The 16,757-nt window shown below is 71.6% G+C and carries 13 protein-coding genes; 11 read left to right on the top strand and 2 right to left on the bottom strand.

What is annotated here, in order from left to right:
- Positions 1–11: 11 nt before the first annotated feature.
- The 7 genes from ABKA17_RS34910 (at position 12) to ABKA17_RS34880 (ending at position 10,424) form a co-directional block, all read left to right on the top strand.
- Complete coding sequence (locus tag ABKA17_RS34910; RefSeq protein ID WP_353696353.1) at positions 12–1,592, top strand: SagB family peptide dehydrogenase; 1,581 nt, start codon at positions 12–14, stop codon at positions 1,590–1,592.
- 39 nt (positions 1,593–1,631) lie between these two features.
- Positions 1,632–4,328, top strand: a complete 2,697-nt coding sequence (locus tag ABKA17_RS34905) for a lantibiotic dehydratase (RefSeq protein WP_502994488.1) — start codon at positions 1,632–1,634, stop codon at positions 4,326–4,328.
- On the top strand, positions 4,325–5,374 hold the full coding sequence (locus ABKA17_RS34900; RefSeq protein ID WP_353696351.1) for a lantibiotic dehydratase C-terminal domain-containing protein: 1,050 nt from the start codon (positions 4,325–4,327) through the stop codon (positions 5,372–5,374). The genes ABKA17_RS34905 and ABKA17_RS34900 overlap by 4 nt, the downstream gene beginning before the upstream one ends.
- Positions 5,371–6,528 carry a site-2 protease family protein gene (locus ABKA17_RS34895; protein ID WP_353696350.1) on the top strand — a complete coding sequence of 386 codons (1,158 nt, stop codon included), beginning with the start codon at positions 5,371–5,373 and terminating at the stop codon, positions 6,526–6,528. Before ABKA17_RS34900 ends, ABKA17_RS34895 begins: the two co-directional genes overlap by 4 nt.
- Positions 6,529–6,578: 50 nt before the next feature.
- Positions 6,579–7,508 carry an ABC transporter ATP-binding protein gene (locus tag ABKA17_RS34890; protein WP_353696349.1) on the top strand — a complete coding sequence of 310 codons (930 nt, stop codon included), beginning with the start codon at positions 6,579–6,581 and terminating at the stop codon, positions 7,506–7,508.
- Between the two features lie 73 nt (positions 7,509–7,581).
- Positions 7,582–8,337, top strand: a complete 756-nt coding sequence (locus ABKA17_RS34885; RefSeq protein ID WP_353696348.1) for an ABC transporter permease — start codon at positions 7,582–7,584, stop codon at positions 8,335–8,337.
- Positions 8,334–10,424, top strand: coding sequence for a TOMM precursor leader peptide-binding protein (locus tag ABKA17_RS34880; protein ID WP_502994467.1), 2,091 nt, complete (start codon positions 8,334–8,336; stop codon positions 10,422–10,424). Before ABKA17_RS34885 ends, ABKA17_RS34880 begins: the two co-directional genes overlap by 4 nt.
- 148 nt (positions 10,425–10,572) lie before the next feature.
- On the opposite strand, the gene ABKA17_RS34875 is transcribed toward ABKA17_RS34880, so the two are convergent.
- On the bottom strand, positions 10,573–10,749 hold the full coding sequence (locus ABKA17_RS34875) for a thiazolylpeptide-type bacteriocin (RefSeq protein ID WP_018515646.1): 177 nt from the start codon (positions 10,747–10,749) through the stop codon (positions 10,573–10,575).
- A 234-nt stretch (positions 10,750–10,983) separates the two neighbouring features.
- Here ABKA17_RS34875 and ABKA17_RS34870 point away from each other — a divergent pair, with 234 nt between their 5' ends.
- Positions 10,984–12,234, top strand: a complete 1,251-nt coding sequence (locus ABKA17_RS34870; RefSeq protein ID WP_353696347.1) for an amidohydrolase — start codon at positions 10,984–10,986, stop codon at positions 12,232–12,234.
- Positions 12,228–12,488 carry a hypothetical protein gene (locus tag ABKA17_RS34865; RefSeq protein WP_353696346.1) on the top strand — a complete coding sequence of 87 codons (261 nt, stop codon included), beginning with the start codon at positions 12,228–12,230 and terminating at the stop codon, positions 12,486–12,488. Before ABKA17_RS34870 ends, ABKA17_RS34865 begins: the two co-directional genes overlap by 7 nt.
- Positions 12,489–12,509: 21 nt before the next feature.
- On the opposite strand, the gene ABKA17_RS34860 is transcribed toward ABKA17_RS34865, so the two are convergent.
- The gene (locus tag ABKA17_RS34860) at positions 12,510–13,502 is read right to left on the bottom strand and encodes a helix-turn-helix transcriptional regulator (RefSeq protein ID WP_353696345.1); all 993 of its coding nucleotides are present in this window, start codon (positions 13,500–13,502) and stop codon (positions 12,510–12,512) included.
- A gap of 317 nt (positions 13,503–13,819) precedes the next feature.
- On the opposite strand from ABKA17_RS34860, the gene ABKA17_RS34855 reads away from it, so the two are divergent.
- Together ABKA17_RS34855 and ABKA17_RS34850 are read left to right on the top strand one after the other, a co-directional pair.
- Positions 13,820–14,812, top strand: coding sequence for a hypothetical protein (locus ABKA17_RS34855; RefSeq protein WP_353696344.1), 993 nt, complete (start codon positions 13,820–13,822; stop codon positions 14,810–14,812).
- A gap of 105 nt (positions 14,813–14,917) precedes the next feature.
- Positions 14,918–16,756 carry an HSP90 family protein gene (locus tag ABKA17_RS34850; protein WP_353696343.1) on the top strand — a complete coding sequence of 613 codons (1,839 nt, stop codon included), beginning with the start codon at positions 14,918–14,920 and terminating at the stop codon, positions 16,754–16,756.
- Position 16,757 lies beyond the last annotated feature (1 nt).

The following is a 16,757-nucleotide window of genomic DNA, read 5'->3' as shown; positions in this document are numbered from 1 at the left end:
AGGAGTTCACCATGGGGTACGCCCATGACTACGCCGCTGCCATCCTGCAGCGCGGCCGGGTCCCGATGCCACCGGCCGACTTCGTACCGAACTGGACCGACAGCCCGCGCAAGACCAAGTTCTACCCCGGCACGGACATCGTGCCGCTGCCCGACGGCCACTGCCCGGCCGAGGCGACCCTGGACCGCGGACTGGCCGAAGTCCCGGACGGGGAGCGGCCGTTCGACCTCGACTCGCTCTCCGGCATGCTGCGCGACTCCTACGGGCTCGTCGGCCGCCGCCTCGGCGTGCAGGCCAACACCGACCTGAGCGCACTGCCGTCCTACCCGCTCGCCAACTGGTCGCGGGGCACGGCCTCCGGAGGCGGCCTCTACCCCGTCAGCGTCTACTGGGTCTCCGGGCCGGGCGGCCCGCTGCCGCCCGGAGTGCACCACTACTCCACCCGGCACCACGCCATGCGGCGGCTGCTCACCGGCGACGTCTCCGGCGAGGTGCGCGCGGCCCTGGGTGAGGACGCTCCCGGCGCGGACACCGACCAGTACCTGGTGCTCGGTATCAAGTACTGGCAGAACGCCTTCAAGTACAACAGCTTCTCCTTCCACGCCGTGAGCATGGACGTCGGCACCGTCGTGGCGACCTGGCGCATGTGGGCGCGAGCGCAGGGCCTCGGCATCGAACCGGCGCTGTGGTTCGACGAGGAGCGGCTCGCCCGGCTGCTCGGGGTGCGCACCGAGGAGGAGGGCATCTTCGCGGTCGTCCCCCTGAACTGGCAGGGAGCACCGGCGAGTTCGCGGAACACTTCGCCCGTTTCCGCGGCCGTGCGGCACCAGGACGTCGAGCGTTCCCGGACCGTTCTCACCTTCGACGCCCTGCGGAAGATGCAGGCCGCCACTTCCCGGCACGCGACCCGGCGGCCCACCCCCGGAACGCTCGCCCCGGCCGCCGCCCTGCCCGCGGACCCGGCCCGGCCGCATGTGGCGCTGCCCGACGCCCGGCCGCTGGACACCGACGTACGCAGCGCGCTGCGCCGGCGCCGCAGCAGCTTCGGCCGCTTCGACGCACAACGCCCGGTCACCGCGGATCAGCTCGCCGCCTGCCTGGCCGCCGCGACGTCCGGGGCGCGGCTCGGCGGCGACACGGGGGATGCCCGGTTGGCGAAGCTGTACGCCTTCGTCAACCACGTCGAGGGGCTCGCCCCCGGCTCGTACGAGTACGACCCCGAAACCCGTGGTCTGCGGCTGGTCCGGGAGGGCAGGCCGGGCGAGTTCCTCCAGAAGAACTACTTCCTGTCCAACTACAACCTGGAACAGGCCGGCGCGGTCCTCGTGCCCACGGTCCGTACCACCGCCGTCCTCGACACCGTGGGCGACCGCGGCTACCGGCTCGTCAACGCCACCGTGGGCGCCGTGTCCCAGGCCGTCTACACCGCGGCCTCCGCCCTGGAGCTCGGCTGCGGTGTCGCGCTGGGCTTCGACAACATCTCGTACATCGAGGAACTCGGCCTGGAGCACACGGGCGAGGCGCCGCTGCTGATCATGATGATCGGCAACGAGCGGCCCGCTCCGGCCGACTTCCGGTACGAGATCGCCTAGCCGATGAGTACCGGAAGGGGGGAATCCTCGATGCCGTTCATGATCCGGGTCGCCGGACTGCCCATCGAGACCGTGCAGGGCCTGCGCTGCCCCGACAGCCGCCGCTGGGCCGACGAAGTGCTGGCCATGACCGAGGAGTCGCGCGCCGCCGGCGAGCGAGTGGGCGATCTGCTGCACGCCCTCGTCGGCGCGAACGAGGACGACGCGGTGCGGCGCAGGCTGCTGAAGCTGCGCCGCGAAGTCTTCAACAACCGGCTGCCGCAGGACGGTGACACCGCTCTCACTCTGGTCCGCGCCCTCGACTCAGCGGCGGGTGAACACCTAGCCGACTGGCTGGCGGGTCGGCGGCGGCTGGCGGGCCTGGAGGCCGAGGGCGCCGCGCTGCTCGCCGCCGAGACCGGGCGCAGCCGCGCCGAACTGCGCCGCCTGGTGGGGGAGGAGCGGCTGCGCGGTGGTCTGCTGCTGGCCTCGCCCTCGCTGGACGCCCAGCTCGGTGCCTTCGCGGGGACGGCACCGGAGCGCCCCGGCAAGAAGCAGCGCAAGATCGAGCGCTCGCTGCTGGCGTACCTGTACCGGACGGTGTGCAAGACCAGCCCGTTCAGCACCTTCACCGGCGTCGCCCTCGGCGAGTTCGGCGACGGCGGCCTGGACGTACGGATCGACGACGAGTGGACCAGCCACCCGAGGCTCAGCGTGGTCGCCGTGGCGCGGCTGGCCGAGGCCGTGGTCGCCGACCCCGCCCGCCGCGCCGACCTGCCGGTGACGCTCGCCTCCGGCTGGGGGCGTGACGACGACCGGGTGCGCTATGTGCGGCGCTGGGTGACCGCGGGCGACGACGACACCGCCGTCACCTTCGACGCCGTCAAGGACCGGTTGTTCTTCCTGCGCCGCAGCGGCACCCTGGAACGCCTGCTCGGGCTCTTCGAGGAGCGCGGGACCCTCCGCTACGGCGAGCTGTCCGCCTGGCTCGCGGCCGACCGGAACGCCCCGGCGGACGAGGTCGAGCAGTACCTGGAGGCACTCCTCGATCTCGGCATGGTCCAGGTGCCCTGTCTGCGCACGGAGGTGCACGACACCGATCCGCTGCGGGCCTTCCAGGCGTCACTGCGGGCCCTCGGCCGCCCCTGGGCCGGGCAGTTGGCGGACCGCCTCGACGGGCCGATCGCCTGCGTCGACGGCTTCGCCGCGGCCGACCCCGCCGAACGCGGGGAGCTGCTGCGCCGGCTGCGCGAGGGACTGCGGACCGTCCAGGAGGAGCTGGGCGCCGAACGCGCCAGGGTCCCGCAGACCGTGCTGTACGAGGACGCCGCGGCCGGCCGGGACGTCACGCTCGGCCTGGACGCCTGGACGAAGCTGGCCGCCGGACCGCTCGGCAGGGTGGAGCGGATCCTGCCCGCCTTCGACCTGACCCTGCCGCAGCGCATCACGTTCAAGGGCTTCTTCCTCGCCCGCTACGGGGCCGGCGGGCGCTGCGACGACCTGCTCAAGCTCGTGCACGACTTCCACGAGGACTTCTTCGACCAGTACATGTCGTTCACCGCCGGGCGCACGTCGTTCGACGCGGAGGGGCGGTACGTGCCCGAAGAGAACTGGCTGGGCCTGGCCCAGCTGAAGGCCCTCGACACCGCGCGCCAGACCTTCGTGGAGCGGATGCGGGCCCTGTGGGACGGGGTGACAGGGACGGACGGCGCGGTCGGCTCCGACGAACTCGTCCTCGACGAAACCTTCCTCACCGACGTGGGAGGCGAACTGGCCGACGTGGCACCGAAGTTCGCGCCCATGAGCCACCACCTCCAGCTCGCCCACGGCGCCGGTGAACCGCTGGTCGTCCTCAACCGCTCCTACGGCGGGCTGTCGTTCCCCTTCAGCCGGTTCACACACTGCTTCGAAGGGCTCGACGACCGGCTGCGCCAGGACGCGGACGGCCTGTGCCCGCCTGGCGCGGTGTTCGCCGAGGTCACCGGGGGCCCTGTCACCAGCAACCTGAATCTGCACGGTCGGCTGACCGAGTACGAGATCGTCTGCCCCGGCGAGACGGGCACCCTGCCCGAGGAGTTCGGCCTGCGTCTCGACGACCTCTTCATCGAGCACGACGAGGCCGAGGACCGGCTGGTGCTGCGCTCGGCACGGCTCGGCCGTGAAGTGATCCCCGTCTATCTGGGCTACCTGGTGCCGCTCGCCCTGCCGGAACTGCCTCGCACCCTCCTGCTGCTCTCCCCGACCTCGATGGCCCCGCTCAACGTCTGGGGCGGCGTCCCGGAGAGCGAGCCCGTGGCCGGAGTGACCCGGCGTCCGCGCGTGCGGCACGGCAGCGTCGTACTGAGCCGACGCAGCTGGAGCGCGCCCGCCTCCGAACTGCCACTGCACACGCCGGGCATGCCGGACGAGGAGTGGTTCCTCGGCTGGCACCGCTTCCGGCGGGCGCACCGGCTGCCCGACCGGGTCTTCGTGACCGTCTCGGACAGCGGGGCGCGCGGCGCCACCGGTGCCAAGCCGCAGTACCTCGACTTCGACAGCCCGCTGTCGCTCACCGCGTTCGAGGCGCTGCTCAAGAGCCCGGAGGCGCGCGCGGTGTTCCGGGAAATGCTCCCCGACGAGGACGGCCTGCACGCCGTCTCCCACCGGGGCCGCCATGTCGCCGAACTGGCGGTGGAGACCTCCGCGTTCACCGACACGTCCACCGCCGCCACCGACCACTCCACTGCCGTCTCCACCCGACGGAGGAACCCATCATGACCGTCACCACCGTCGCGGGAGCCGGCGCGTGGCAGGCCACGCACGTCTTCTACGCCGCCAACCCGCGCCCCCTGCTCCTCGAGTGCGTCCGCCCGCTGGTGGACGAACTGGAGGCGGAGAAACTGATCGCGGGCTACTTCTTCATCAACTACTGGCTGGAGGGCCCGCACGTCCGCCTGCGCCTCAAGCCCGCCACACCCGAGGCCGGGCCGGAGGTGCGCCGCCGCACCGAGCGGGCGATCGACGCCTTCCTCGCCGCGCGCCCCGCGCTGTACGAGGTGGACTCGGGCTTCCTCAACGATTTCTACAACACGCTCTTCGAGATCGAGTTCCCGGGCGCCGAGCGCGGCCACTACATGGACGACCAGGGGCGGATGAACCTGCGCCCCAACAACTCCCGCAGCGCCGAGGCGTACGAGCCGGAGTACGGCAAGTACGGCGGCCCGGCCGGGATCGAGCTCGCCGAGTGGCACTTCCGGCACTCCAGTGACCTGGTCATCGACGCCTTCCGGACGAAGAACCTCCATCTGCGGACGGTCCTGCTCGGCACCGCGGCCCAGCTGATGATGGTGATGTCCGGCACCTTCCTGCCGGGCGACCAGGAGCTGGCCGACTACCTGGACAGTTACTACGAGTTCTGGCACAAGGCGTTTCCCGGCACCGGCTTCATCGGCAGTGCCGAGTACGACAGCAACTACGCGGCGATGGCACCGGGCTTGACCGCCCGCTTCGCCGGGATTCGCGCGGCCGTCACCCGGGGCGAGCCCGGCGGACTGCCCGCCTTCCTGGCCGGCTGGGCCGAACACTGCGCCGAACTGCGGGACAGGGCCCGGGTGTTGGCGGCCGACGGTGACCTGGTGTTCCGGTCCTGGGACGGCGAACGGGACGAGACCGTCACCGATCCGGCCGTTGCCCTGCCGCTCCTGCTGTCCCCGTACATGCACATGACGAACAACCGGCTGCACGTCACCATCCGGGACGAGGCCTACCTCTCCCACGTGCTGGGCCGCTGCCTGCGCGAGAGGCCCACGGAGGCGGCGTCATGAGCGCCCCGCTCCCTCCGGCCGCCTCGGTCGCCTCCGTGGAGCGGTATCGCCCCGAGCTGCGGCCGGAGGTGCGGGTCAGCGACGAGCTGCTGCTGGGCGACGGGGTCGTGCATCTGATCAAGAACACGGAGAGCGGGCAGTCCTTCAAGGTCGGGACCAGGGAGCACTTCCTGATCTCGCGGATGGACGGCTCGCGGAGCCTGGAGGAGATCGGCGCGGAGTACGCGGGGCGGTACGGGCGGCGCCTGTCCGACGCCAACTGGCAGCAGGTGTTGCGGATGCTGGGCACCCGCGGGCTGCTGGCCGGGGCACCCGCGGCGGCCCCGGCACCGGACTCGGCATCAGAGGCAGCGGAGACCGGGAAGGAGCCGGCGGAGGAACGGGGGCTGCTGCGTGGCACGCTGCCGCTCGTCGCCGACGCGGACGCGACCGCGGGCCGGCTGCACCGCGCGGCCGGGTTCCTGCTGTCCCGCTGGTGGATGGTGCCGCTGCTGACCCTCGTCGCCGTCATGGAGGCCGTCCTGGTCTGGCGGGCGGACGAACTGGTTCTGGCCACCCGGGAGACGTTCACGAACCCGGTCCTGCTGACCGCGACGGGCGCCCTGCTGTGGCTGAGCACCGCCCTGCACGAGCTGGCCCACGGTGTGGTGGCCAAGCACTACGGAGGCCGCGTCTCCGAGATAGGCCTGCGCTGGCGGCTGCCCTCGGTGATCATGTACTGCACGGTGGACAACTACCTTTATCTGCCCACCCGTTGGGCACGTGTCGCGACGGCCCTGGCCGGTGCGGCGATGAACCTGCTGTTCCTGCTGCCGTTCTTCGCGCTCTGGCTGCTGGCGCCCCTGGACGACGCCACCCACGACGCCCTGGCGGGGCTGCTGTTCCTCGGCAGCGTCCAGGCGTTCGCCATGCTGGTCCCGCTCCCGCCGCTCGACGGATACAAGATCGTCGGCCAGGTGCTGGGCGCGACCGAGCTGGCGGCGTCCAGCGGCGCGTATCTGCGCCTGGCCGTGCGCCGGGACGCCCTCGCGGCCGGTTACCCGCGCCGCGCCCGGATCGCGTACACCGCCTACGGCCTCCTGTGCCTGCTCGTCCTCGGCGTGCTCGTCGCGGGCGCGGTGTCCCTCACCCACTTCCTGCTGACGACGTCGTGAACACCGTGAGCACCTCGACCGACGCGAGCACCCATCCCAAGGAGAGTCCCATGACCGCCGCCTTCGCCCAGTCCGCCGGGGACGGGCCGGCCGTCGTCCTCGACGGCGTCCACAAGCGCTACGGAAGCATCCACGCCGTCGACGGCATCTCGCTGACGGTGGCACGCGGCGAGTTCTTCGGGCTGCTCGGTCCCAACGGCGCGGGCAAGACCACCCTGGTCGAGATCATGGAGGGACAGCGGCAGGCGGACTCCGGCACGGTGTCGGTCCTCGGTGAGCAGCCCTGGCCGCGCAATGTCGCGCTGCTGCCGCGGCTCGGCGTACAGACCCAGTCCTCGGCGTTCTTCGTGCGGCTGACCGCGCGTGAGCACCTGCGGACCATGGCCGCGCTGTACCGCACCGACCGGGAGGCGGCCGAACGGGCCCTGGCGAGCGTCGGACTGACCGAGCAGGGCGACCACCGGGTGGACGACCTGTCCGGCGGGCAGCGCCAGCGGCTCGCCATCGCCTCCGCGCTGGTCCACGGCCCGGAGCTGATCTTCCTCGACGAGCCCACCGCCGCCCTCGACCCGCAGGCGCGCCGCGCCCTGTGGGAGGTGCTGCGCGACCTCAAGCGCGCGGGCCGCACCATTGTCTACACGACCCACCACCTGGACGAGGCCGAGGCGCTCTGCGACCGCGTCGCCATCATGATCCACGGCCGGATCGCCGCTCTCGACACCCCCAGGCGGCTGGTGGCGGCGGGCAGTCCCACGACACGGCTGCTGGTTCCCGGCGAGCGGCTGACCCTCGCGGCCGCGCGAGCGATTCCCGGCGTGGACCGGGTCGTCGAGGAGGCCGGCGACATCGTGCTGGAGACCCTTCAGTCCGGCCCCGTCCTGGCCGCCATCGACGAACTCGTCGGCCTCCAGGGCGTACAGACCCGCACGGCGAGCCTCGAGGACGTCTACCTCGAACTCACCGGCACCGCCCAGTCGTAGACCCGGCGCACCGGCCGCCCACACCGGCCGGGCACCTCGGCACCGAACAGCCACCGGATACGGAGACACCACCATGAGCGCATACGCAGCGCTGAGTCAGGCCGGGTACCGGGCCTACACCCGGGACAAGACCACCCTCTTCTTCACCTTCGCCTTCCCGCTGCTCTTCCTGATCGTGTTCGGGCTGATCTTCCACGGCCAGGAGGTCGAGCAGAGCGGGAAGCCCTACATCAACTACATCGCCCCCGGCGTGCTGTCCTGGGGCGTCGCCAACGCCGCGGTGTTCGGCGTCGGCTTCACCCTCATGCAGTGGCGCCGCGACGACATCCTGCGGCTGGTGCGGATGACGCCCACCCGGCTGTCGAGTGTGCTCGGTTCCCGCTATGTGCTGGCCCTCGCCATCGGGGTGGTCCAGGCGGTGCTGTTCGTCGCCGTCGCCGTGCTGCCGTCGTTCGGGCTGAGCCTGTCGGCCCGCTGGCCGCTGGCACTGCCCGTGCTCGTTCTGGGCATCACCGCGTTCCTCGCCATCGGCGTGGTCGTCGGCTCGTACGCCAGGACTCCGGAGGCCGTCGCCGCGGTCGCGAACTTCCTGATGATTCCCATGGCGTTCCTCTCCGGATCGTTCTTCCCGCTCGACGCCATGCCGGGCTGGATGCAGAACCTGTCGCGGGTGCTGCCGTTGCGCTATTTCAACGACGGCGTCTCCGCGGCCCTCACCGGGACCGACGGGACGGGCGACATCGCCGTCGCCTGCGCAGTGCTCGCCGCGTTCGCCCTCGTCCTCTGCGCCGTCGCGCTGAAGACCTTCCGCTGGAGCGACAAGTCATGACACCGACGACCGTGACCACGGGGGCCGTCCAGGCCCTGGCAGCCTTGGCGGAGTCGACCTCGGACACCCCGCTGGAGGGCGGCCGCGCCATGCTCCAGCGGGCCCTGAGCGCGCGCCACGAGGCGGAGTACGGTCCGGCGGGCGGGGAGCACGCTCTCCCCGCCCCGCTGGTGGTACCGCTCGGCGCCGCCGACACCCTGGGCTTCGGCCACCGCGACCCGTACGCCGCGACCCGGCCGACGGCCACCGTCCACCTCACCTCCCGCGCCGTGCTGATCGGACCGTGGGGAGGTGAACCGGGCACCACGGCCTGCGGCCAGTGCCTCGCCATGCGCTGGCAACGACTGCGCAGCCGCTCCGAACGCGAGGCCCTCGAACTCGGCCACGAGCCGAAGGGCGCGGTGCAGTGGCCGGTGCTCACGGAGTACGCCGTCGACGCGGTCTGGTCGGCGTATCGCGCGGTACTGAGCGGTGCGGGGACCGGAGTTGATGCTCCGGTCGGGTCCGCTGCCGTCGCAGGGACCGGGACGCGTACCGTAACTGGCGTACGCCCCAACGCAGTTGCCGCCGCACAGCGTCCCGCCGCAGACCGCACGCTGCCGCAGGTCACCCGGGTCGATCTCGTCACCCTCGCCACCGCCGGCTTTCCGATACTGCCGGAGCCCCTGTGTCCCTCCTGCGTGGCGACGCGTCCCGACACCGCCGAGTCGGCGCGGATGCGGCTGGGGTCCGCGCCCAAGCCGGACCCGGCCGGATACCGGCTGCGGGCCCTGGACACCTATCCGCTGCCGACCACCGCCCTGGCCAACCCGGTCTGTGGCGCCCTTGGTTCGGACACCTGGATCAACCCGGCGTCGACCACCACCGCTCCGGTCGCCGGCACGCACTTCGTCCGCGGATACGCAGGCCTGAACGACGTCACCTGGAGCGGCCAGGCCAACAGCTACCGCACCAGCCGCACCCTCGCCTACCTCGAAGGCCTCGAGCGGTACGCCGGTACGCACCGGCGCCGGGGCACCGAGCCGGTCGTCGACTCGTACCACCGCCTCGCGGACCGTGCGCTGAACCCGGCGGAGTGCGGCTTCTACGCCCCCGAGACCTACGCGCGGGACCACCTCGTCAGCCCCTTCGACCCGGACCGGCCGATCCCCTGGGTGTGGGGGCACTCGTTGCGCGACGACCGCCCGATCCTCGTGCCGTCCCGCCTCGCGCACTACAGCGCCGGCGTGGACGCCGACAACTTCGTCTTCGAATGCTCCAACGGCTGTGCCACCGGCGGCAGTCTGGAGGAGGCCATCTTCTTCGGACTGCTGGAACTCATCGAGCGCGACGCGTTCCTGCTCGCCTGGTACGGCCGGGCCCGTCTCACCGAGATCGACCTCGGCTCCTGCCGGGGCACGGTCCGCTCCATGCTCGACCGGGCCGCGCTGCACGGCTACGACGTGCACGCCTTCGACACCCGGATGGATCTCGCCGTCCCGGTCGTCACCGCCCTCGCCGTCCGCCGTGACGGCGGTTACGGCACGCTCTCCTTCAGCGCGGCGGCCGGCTTCGACCCGGAGGGAACCGTCGACTCGGCGCTCTCCGAGGTGCTGACGTACATCCCCCATCTGCCCTACCAGGTCGCCGAGCGGCACGGTGAACTGGAGGACATGGCACGGGACTTCACCAAGGTGCTGCACCTGAAAGACCACGCCCAGCTCTACGGCCTGCCGCGGATGGCGGAGCATGCCCGCGAGTACCTGGAGCCCGAGGCCGTACTGCCGCTGGGTGAGGTGTACCGCGACTGGGAGGCCGTGCGGCCGCGCACCGGCGACCTGTTCGACGACCTGGCGCTGTTGCGGGACGAGCTGGTCCGCACCGGACACGACGTCATCGCCGTCGACCAGACGACCCCAGAGCAGCACCGGATGGGGCTGCACACGGTCAGCACGATCGTTCCGGGTCTGCTCCCGCTCGACTTCGGCTGGACCAGGCAGAGGGCCCTGCTGATGCCCCGGCTGAGGACCGCCCTGCGGGCGGCGGGCCGGCGTACGGACGATCTGCCGGAGTCGGACATCAAGGTCGTACCGCACCCGTTCCCCTGACCAAGGGGGCTTCCCCTACCGGCGCCGGGCCGGCGGCACTCTGTGCCGCCGGCCATGCGCGTGTTGTCTGGGCCGCAACGCCCGGCAGCCCCCTCCAGGACGGGGATCCCGTCGAGGAAGGGGCTGCCGATCGGAGGCAGGCGCCGGATCAGGCGCTGCAGGAGGTGGTGCTGGTGGTGCTGGAGCAGGTCGACGTGGAGGAGGAGGACGTCGAACCGGCGAGGACGACCTCGACCGCGTCCGAGTAGTCCGAGATCTCGAAGGTCTCCGACTCCAGCTCCAGGATCTCGTCGGCAAGGGTGGCGAGCTCGGTCTTGGGGGCCATGGGGTTCTCCTTCGTCCGGCGGGGCCTGCCGGCTGTTCCGGCGGTGTTCCCCTTCGATGACTCCATTCCAACGGCGGCCGCTGTCAGATCGGCCCGGCTCCCGCTCTCAGATCGCTGTCACCCCCTGACAGCGACCCGACAGAGGTCTGGAGGACCCGGACCGCACGCTCGCGAACAACGGACATGTGCGACGACCGACCCATGGACAAGTGAGGGAATGAGGAGGTGAGGGCAGTGACCGGAACATCTGGAGTCCCGCGGGACGTACTGCGGTCCGCCATCGAGCTCTACCTCGATCTGCACGCCCACCCGGAGCTCTCGGGCGCCGAGAGCCGCACGGCCGCGCGCTTCGCCGCGTGGCTGGAGCAGCAGGGCTGCGCGGTCACCCGCGGCGTCGGCGGCCACGGTGTCGTCGGCGTCCTGCGCAACGGCCCCGGCCCCACGGTGATGCTGCGCACCGAACTCGACGCGCTGCCGGTCTCGGAACGCACCGGCGTGCCGTACGAGAGCACCGTGCCCGGCGTCATGCACGCCTGCGGCCACGACCTGCACATGGCCGCGGCGGCGGGAGCGCTCATGCAGCTCTCCCGCGCCCGTGACACCTGGGGCGGCACCCTTGTGGTCGTCGGCCAGCCCGCCGAGGAGACGCTCGACGGGGCCCGCGCGATGCTGGCGGACGGCCTGTACGAGCGCTTCGGCACGCCCCAGGTGGTCCTGGCGCAGCACTCCGCCCCGCTGCCCGCGGGTACGGTCGCCCACGGCCGGGGGCCGCTGATGGCCGGCAGCATCGCGATGGACGTCGTCATCCACGGCCGCGGCGGCCACGCCGGCACCCCACAGCTGACGGTCGACCCGGTGCCGGCCGCCGCCTCCACGGTGCTGCGTCTGCAGACGGTCGTCTCCCGGGAGACCGCGCCGGGGGAGCAGGTCGTCCTGTCGGTCGGTTCGCTCCACGCGGGGCAGCGCGGCAACGTGATCCCGGACGACGCCGAACTGAGCCTGTGCGTACGGGCGTTCTCCGCGGCGGCGCTGGACCGGGTGACGGCGGCCGTCGAACGGATCGTACGGGCCGAGTGCGCGGCCTCCGGCTGCCCGAAGGACCCCGAGTTCATCGTCACCGCCCGCTCGCCCGTGCTGATGCCCGACGAGGCCACCACGGCGGCCGTACGCCGGGTGCACGAGGATCTGTTCGGCACGCACCGGGTGGTCGACTGGCCGGCCTCGACCGCCACCGAGGACTTCCCCTGGTTCGCCGCCGAGGCCGACGGAGTGCGCACGGCGTACTGGATGCTCGGCGTGACCGGTGTCCAGCAATGGCGGGCGGCCCTGGCCGGCGGCCCGCCGGTGGAGTCGAACCACTCGCCGGCATTCGCCCCCGACATCCGCACCGCCCTGCCGACCGGCATAGCGGCGATGACCGCCGCCGCCCTGCACGCCCTGAACCCGTCGCACGCCGAACCGTCCAGGGGAGAGCGGACATGCTGACACCCGATTCCACCTCCGACACGGTGGAGGTCGTCACCGTCCGCCGCGACAGCGCGGCCCCCTCCGGCGAGACCACGGTGGTACGCCTCCTGGGACTGCTCCCGGCGACCTGGTCCTGCACCTGTGAGGTCGGCCCCGACCGGGTCCGGCTGTGGATCGATCTGGCCGGCGGCACGGACCGGAGCACGGTGCGTCACGCCCTGCGGGAGGTGCTGGCGGACACGGCACTGTACGGCTGGGACCAGGAGAGCTGAGAGGACCCGGAGGTGTCCCGGTCAGATCCAGCCCCGCTCGCGCGCCAGCAGCGCGGCCTGCGCCCTGCTGGCGGCGCCGAGCATCTCCATGAGGTCGGCGACGTACCGCCGGTAGGTGCGCACCGAGACCCCCAACTCGCGTGCGCCCGCCTCGTCCTTGCCGACCGAGCACATCAGGCCGAGCACCCGCTGCTCGGTCTCCGACAGTCCGGAAGCCTGGTCCTGGCCGTCCGCCGCGTCCACCAGGTCCTCGGCCTCGTCCCAGATCCTCTCGAAGAGAGCGACGATGTTGGCGACGATCCCGCTCTTGTGAGCCAGCAGTGCGCCGCGGGAGGTGTTCTGGGGATCCAACGGCATCAGTGCCGCCGCGCGGTCGTAGACGAGGATGCGTTCCGTGGTGTCCTCGACGACCCGGATCATGGCGCCGTGGAGGACCAGTTCCCAGAGGTAGCCGGCGGTCGGCCCGTCCTCCAGCACCTTGCGCGGCACGACACTGCGGATGCGTACGCCACGGCGCAGACAGCGTAGGTCCAGCGGCCGTGACCGCTCGATGTTCTCCGGCGACAGTCTGGTGTACGGCTCCACGGACAGGATCTCGTCGCGGGCGAAGAACGCCAGGTCGTCGATGCGGTCGCGGATCTCGGCGAGGCCCTCCAACTGCTCGATGCCCTGCGGTGAGTGACGGCGTGTACCGAGTTCCGCGCGGAGCCCGTCCACCACGTGCCGGGACCTGGTGACGCGCTGCAACTCCTGGTGGAGTTCGTGCAGTCGTACGTCCACCAGCCGGGCCAGCGCCACTTCGGGATCCGCCGGAGAGATCCGCCCGTCCGTGACGGTGGGGTGCAGCAGGCCCAGTTCGTACAGCCGGCCCAGGCAGAGCCGTGCGGTGTCCGGCTCTATGTGCAGGCGCAGATGGACGTCGTCCACGGGTGTATCCGGGTTCCGCAAAAAATGACGGTAGATGTCCTCTTCGACCGCGGAGACGCCGAACACCAACATCTCGTTCTCAGCCACGTGGTCCCCCATCGCGTCGTGCTCCTCGTCCGCGGGCGGTTGGAGGTCACCCAGCCGTGGGTCAGCGGCTGCTGACGCGTTGCTCGCAGACCAAGCAGAAGCCAGACGGTCGAACATTTCTTTGTTCGAATCCTTGAACGAAATTGTGGGCATCGTCACTTGCCTCTGAGTAGAGGAACGGTCGACGCCCGGCAGGAGCGGACCGGAACGGCCCGTTGGGGCACTGTGGAGCGTGGGTGAAAACCCTGTGGAAGCGGTGTCAGTGGTGCCGTTTATGCTGCCCTTCACGATCACGCGGTACCAGGGGAGGGCGCGGCATGCTGGGCAGGTTGTTCGGGAGAGGTGCGGACAGAACGGCGGCGCATCCGCATGCCCTTGCCGTCCCGGGCAAGAAGAAGCACGGGACGTACGCGCTGCGCGCGCTGGGGGACACGCGGGTGCTCGCGCTGGTCGAAGCGGCCGACGCGGGTGACTGGACGGCGGTCAAGGCGGCGCTGGCCCCCTTCGACCTCGGCCACGACCAGGCGGTTCTGGGGCAGCTGACCGATGTGGACGGTCTGGAGGAGTGGATCGTCCGGGCCGCCGAGGAGGACAAGGACGACAAGGAGCTCCGGGCGACCGCACTGCTGATATCGGGGGCGCGCCATGTCTCCTGGGGCTGGGAGGCGCGCACGTCCGCCCTCGCCGTGGACGTCAGCCGCGAGCAGTGGCAGACCTTCTACAAGCGGCTGCGCATCGCCGAGGAGCACCTGCTCGAAGCCGCCGAGCTGCAGCCCGACTGGGTCACCCCGTGGCGCCATCTGCTCACCTCGGGACGCGGCATGTCCGTCGGCGACAGCGTCCAGGAAGCCCGGCTCGCGGCCGGTCTGCGCCGTGATCCGCTGAATCTCGACATCCACCTGGAGTGGGTGTCGCACCTCCAGCCCCGGTGGGGCGGAGAGCCGGGCCAGGCCCTGGACTTCGCCCGGAAGGCCTTCGCCTCCGCACCCGACGGACACCGGCTCGGCTGTGCCGTCGCCATGGCGCACATCGAGGACTGGGTGGAGTCCGACAACCGCGACTGCCTCCAGCAGCCGCGCATCCGGACCGAGTTGAGAGAGGCCGCGGAGCGCAGCATCCTGCACCATGCCTACGAGCGTCGCCTGGGCTGGCAGGGCGACTACAACATCTTCGCCATGGCCCTCTCGCTGGCCGGCAGCAGCACGGCGTCCAACGTCTTCCGCGAGCTGGAAGGTGTGTTCACCCGGTGGCCGTGGACCTTCATGGCGGACCCGGAGAAAGTCTACGCGCGCTTCCGCAAGGCCTTCTGAGCCGCCTTCTGCACTGAGCCGCCTCCTGCACTGTCCCGCCCGTCTTCGGCCGGTCCCGCGGACCACCGCCCACTCCTGCCGTCGCCTTCAGACCCGGACTTCCCCATGCCCTTGCGTGACAACACCGCCGGCCACGCCGCCACCGACCGCACCTTCCAGGTCGACCTGCGTGGCCTGGTGGACCTCCTCTCCCACCACCTCTACTCCAGCCCTCGCGTCTATCTGCGCGAACTCCTTCAGAACGCGGTTGACGCCCTCACCGCACGGCACGCCATCGAGCCCCAGGGCGACTTCGGTATCCGCCTGTACGCCGACGGCTCGGTCGTCCGGGTCGAGGACGACGGTGTCGGTCTCACCGAGGCCGATGTGCACACCTTCCTCGCCACGATCGGCCGCAGCAGCAAGCGCGCCGAGCAGGTCGCCGAGCAACGCGCCGACTTCATCGGGCAGTTCGGCATCGGACTGCTGTCGTGCTTCCTGGTCGCGGACGAGATCCACGTCGTCAGCCGCTCCGCCCGCACCCCCGACGCGCCCGCCGTGGAGTGGCGGGGGCGCGGCGACGGCAGCTACACCGTCCGCACCCTGCCCGCCTCCGCGCGTCCCCGACCCGGCACCACCGTCACGCTGACGCCGCGTGCCGACGCGGGCGAGTGGACCCGGCCGGACCAAGTGCACGCGCTGGCCCGGCACTTCGGCTCCCTGCTGCGTCACCCGGTGACCTTCGACAGCGGCACGGGCGGCACGGGCAAACCGGTGAACCCCGAGCCCGCGCCGTGGTCGCGCACGTACCCCACCCCGGGAGCCCGCTCCCGCGCGCTGGCCGCCTACGGCGAAGAGGTCTTCGGATTCACCCCGCTGGACACCATCGAACTGGACCTCCCGGCCGTCGGCCTGAAGGGCATCGCCTGCGTGCTCCCCGAGGCGGTACCGGCCGGGCGCCGGCACGGCCACCGCGTGCACGTCAAGGGCATGCTGCTGTCCGAACAGGCCGAGGAGATCCTGCCCGACTGGGCGTTCTTCGTCCGCTGTGTCGTCGACGCCGAGAGCCTGCGCCCGACGGCGTCCCGTGAGGCCCTGTACGAGGACGACACCCTCGCCGCGGTCCGCGACGCCCTCGCCGAGCGGCTGCGCGAGTGGATCGCCCGGGCCGCCGCCAGCGACCCGGACCTGCTCGGCCGCTTCCTCCAGGCCCACCACCTGGCCGTGAAGTCGCTCGCGGTGCACGACGACGAGATCCTGCGGATGCTGCTGCCCTGGCTGCCGTTCGAGACGACCGACGGGCACTGCACCCTCGACGAGTTCGCCCGCACCCACCGCACCGTGCTGGTGACCTCCAGCGTGGAGGAGTTTCGACAGGTCGCCGCGATCGCCTCGGCCGCCGGGCTCGGTGTCGTCAACGGCGGCTACACCTACGACCGTCAGCTGGTCCACCGGCTGCCCGAGATCAGGCCCGAGGTCAGCGTCGCCGACCTCGACCCGGCGACCCTCACCGCCCATCTCGACCCCGTCGACCGGGAGACGGAACTGGCCGCCGCGCCCTACCTCGCCCAGGCCCGCGACGCCCTCGCCGTCTTCGACTGCGACGTCGCCCTGCGCACCTTCCAGCCCGCCTCCGCCCCGGCCCTCCTCGTCGACAGCCGCGAGGCCCGGCACGAGCGCACCCGCTCCCAGCTCGCCCGTGAGCAGGAGGGCGGCCTGTGGGGCGACATCCTCGGCGCTCTGCGCCAGGAGGCCCCGCGGGCCCAGCTGATCCTCAACCAGCTCAACCCCCTGGTCCGCACCGCGGTCGCCATCGACGAGCCCGAACTGGCCCGCACCAGCGCCGAAGCCCTCTACGGACAGGCCGCGATGCTCTCCCGGCGCCCGTTGAGGCCCGCCGAGTCGAGCCTGATCAACCGCTCCTTCCTCGACCTCCTCGCCCACGCCCTCCGCAAGGACAGCTGAC

Source organism: Streptomyces sp. RG80 (genome assembly GCF_040446465.1).
GTDB lineage: Bacteria > Actinomycetota > Actinomycetes > Streptomycetales > Streptomycetaceae > Streptomyces.
This window is presented reverse-complemented; position numbering and strand designations above follow the sequence as displayed.

Coding starts and splice junctions, on each gene's coding strand:
- ABKA17_RS34910 (WP_353696353.1), top strand. CDS start 12: ATGGGGTACGCCCATGACTACGCCGCTGCCATCCTGCAGCGCGGCCGG.
- ABKA17_RS34905 (WP_502994488.1), top strand. CDS start 1,632: ATGATCCGGGTCGCCGGACTGCCCATCGAGACCGTGCAGGGCCTGCGC.
- ABKA17_RS34900 (WP_353696351.1), top strand. CDS start 4,325: ATGACCGTCACCACCGTCGCGGGAGCCGGCGCGTGGCAGGCCACGCAC.
- ABKA17_RS34895 (WP_353696350.1), top strand. CDS start 5,371: ATGAGCGCCCCGCTCCCTCCGGCCGCCTCGGTCGCCTCCGTGGAGCGG.
- ABKA17_RS34890 (WP_353696349.1), top strand. CDS start 6,579: ATGACCGCCGCCTTCGCCCAGTCCGCCGGGGACGGGCCGGCCGTCGTC.
- ABKA17_RS34885 (WP_353696348.1), top strand. CDS start 7,582: ATGAGCGCATACGCAGCGCTGAGTCAGGCCGGGTACCGGGCCTACACC.
- ABKA17_RS34880 (WP_502994467.1), top strand. CDS start 8,334: ATGACACCGACGACCGTGACCACGGGGGCCGTCCAGGCCCTGGCAGCC.
- ABKA17_RS34875 (WP_018515646.1), bottom strand. CDS start 10,749: ATGGCCCCCAAGACCGAGCTCGCCACCCTTGCCGACGAGATCCTGGAG.
- ABKA17_RS34865 (WP_353696346.1), top strand. CDS start 12,228: ATGCTGACACCCGATTCCACCTCCGACACGGTGGAGGTCGTCACCGTC.
- ABKA17_RS34855 (WP_353696344.1), top strand. CDS start 13,820: ATGCTGGGCAGGTTGTTCGGGAGAGGTGCGGACAGAACGGCGGCGCAT.
- ABKA17_RS34850 (WP_353696343.1), top strand. CDS start 14,918: ATGCCCTTGCGTGACAACACCGCCGGCCACGCCGCCACCGACCGCACC.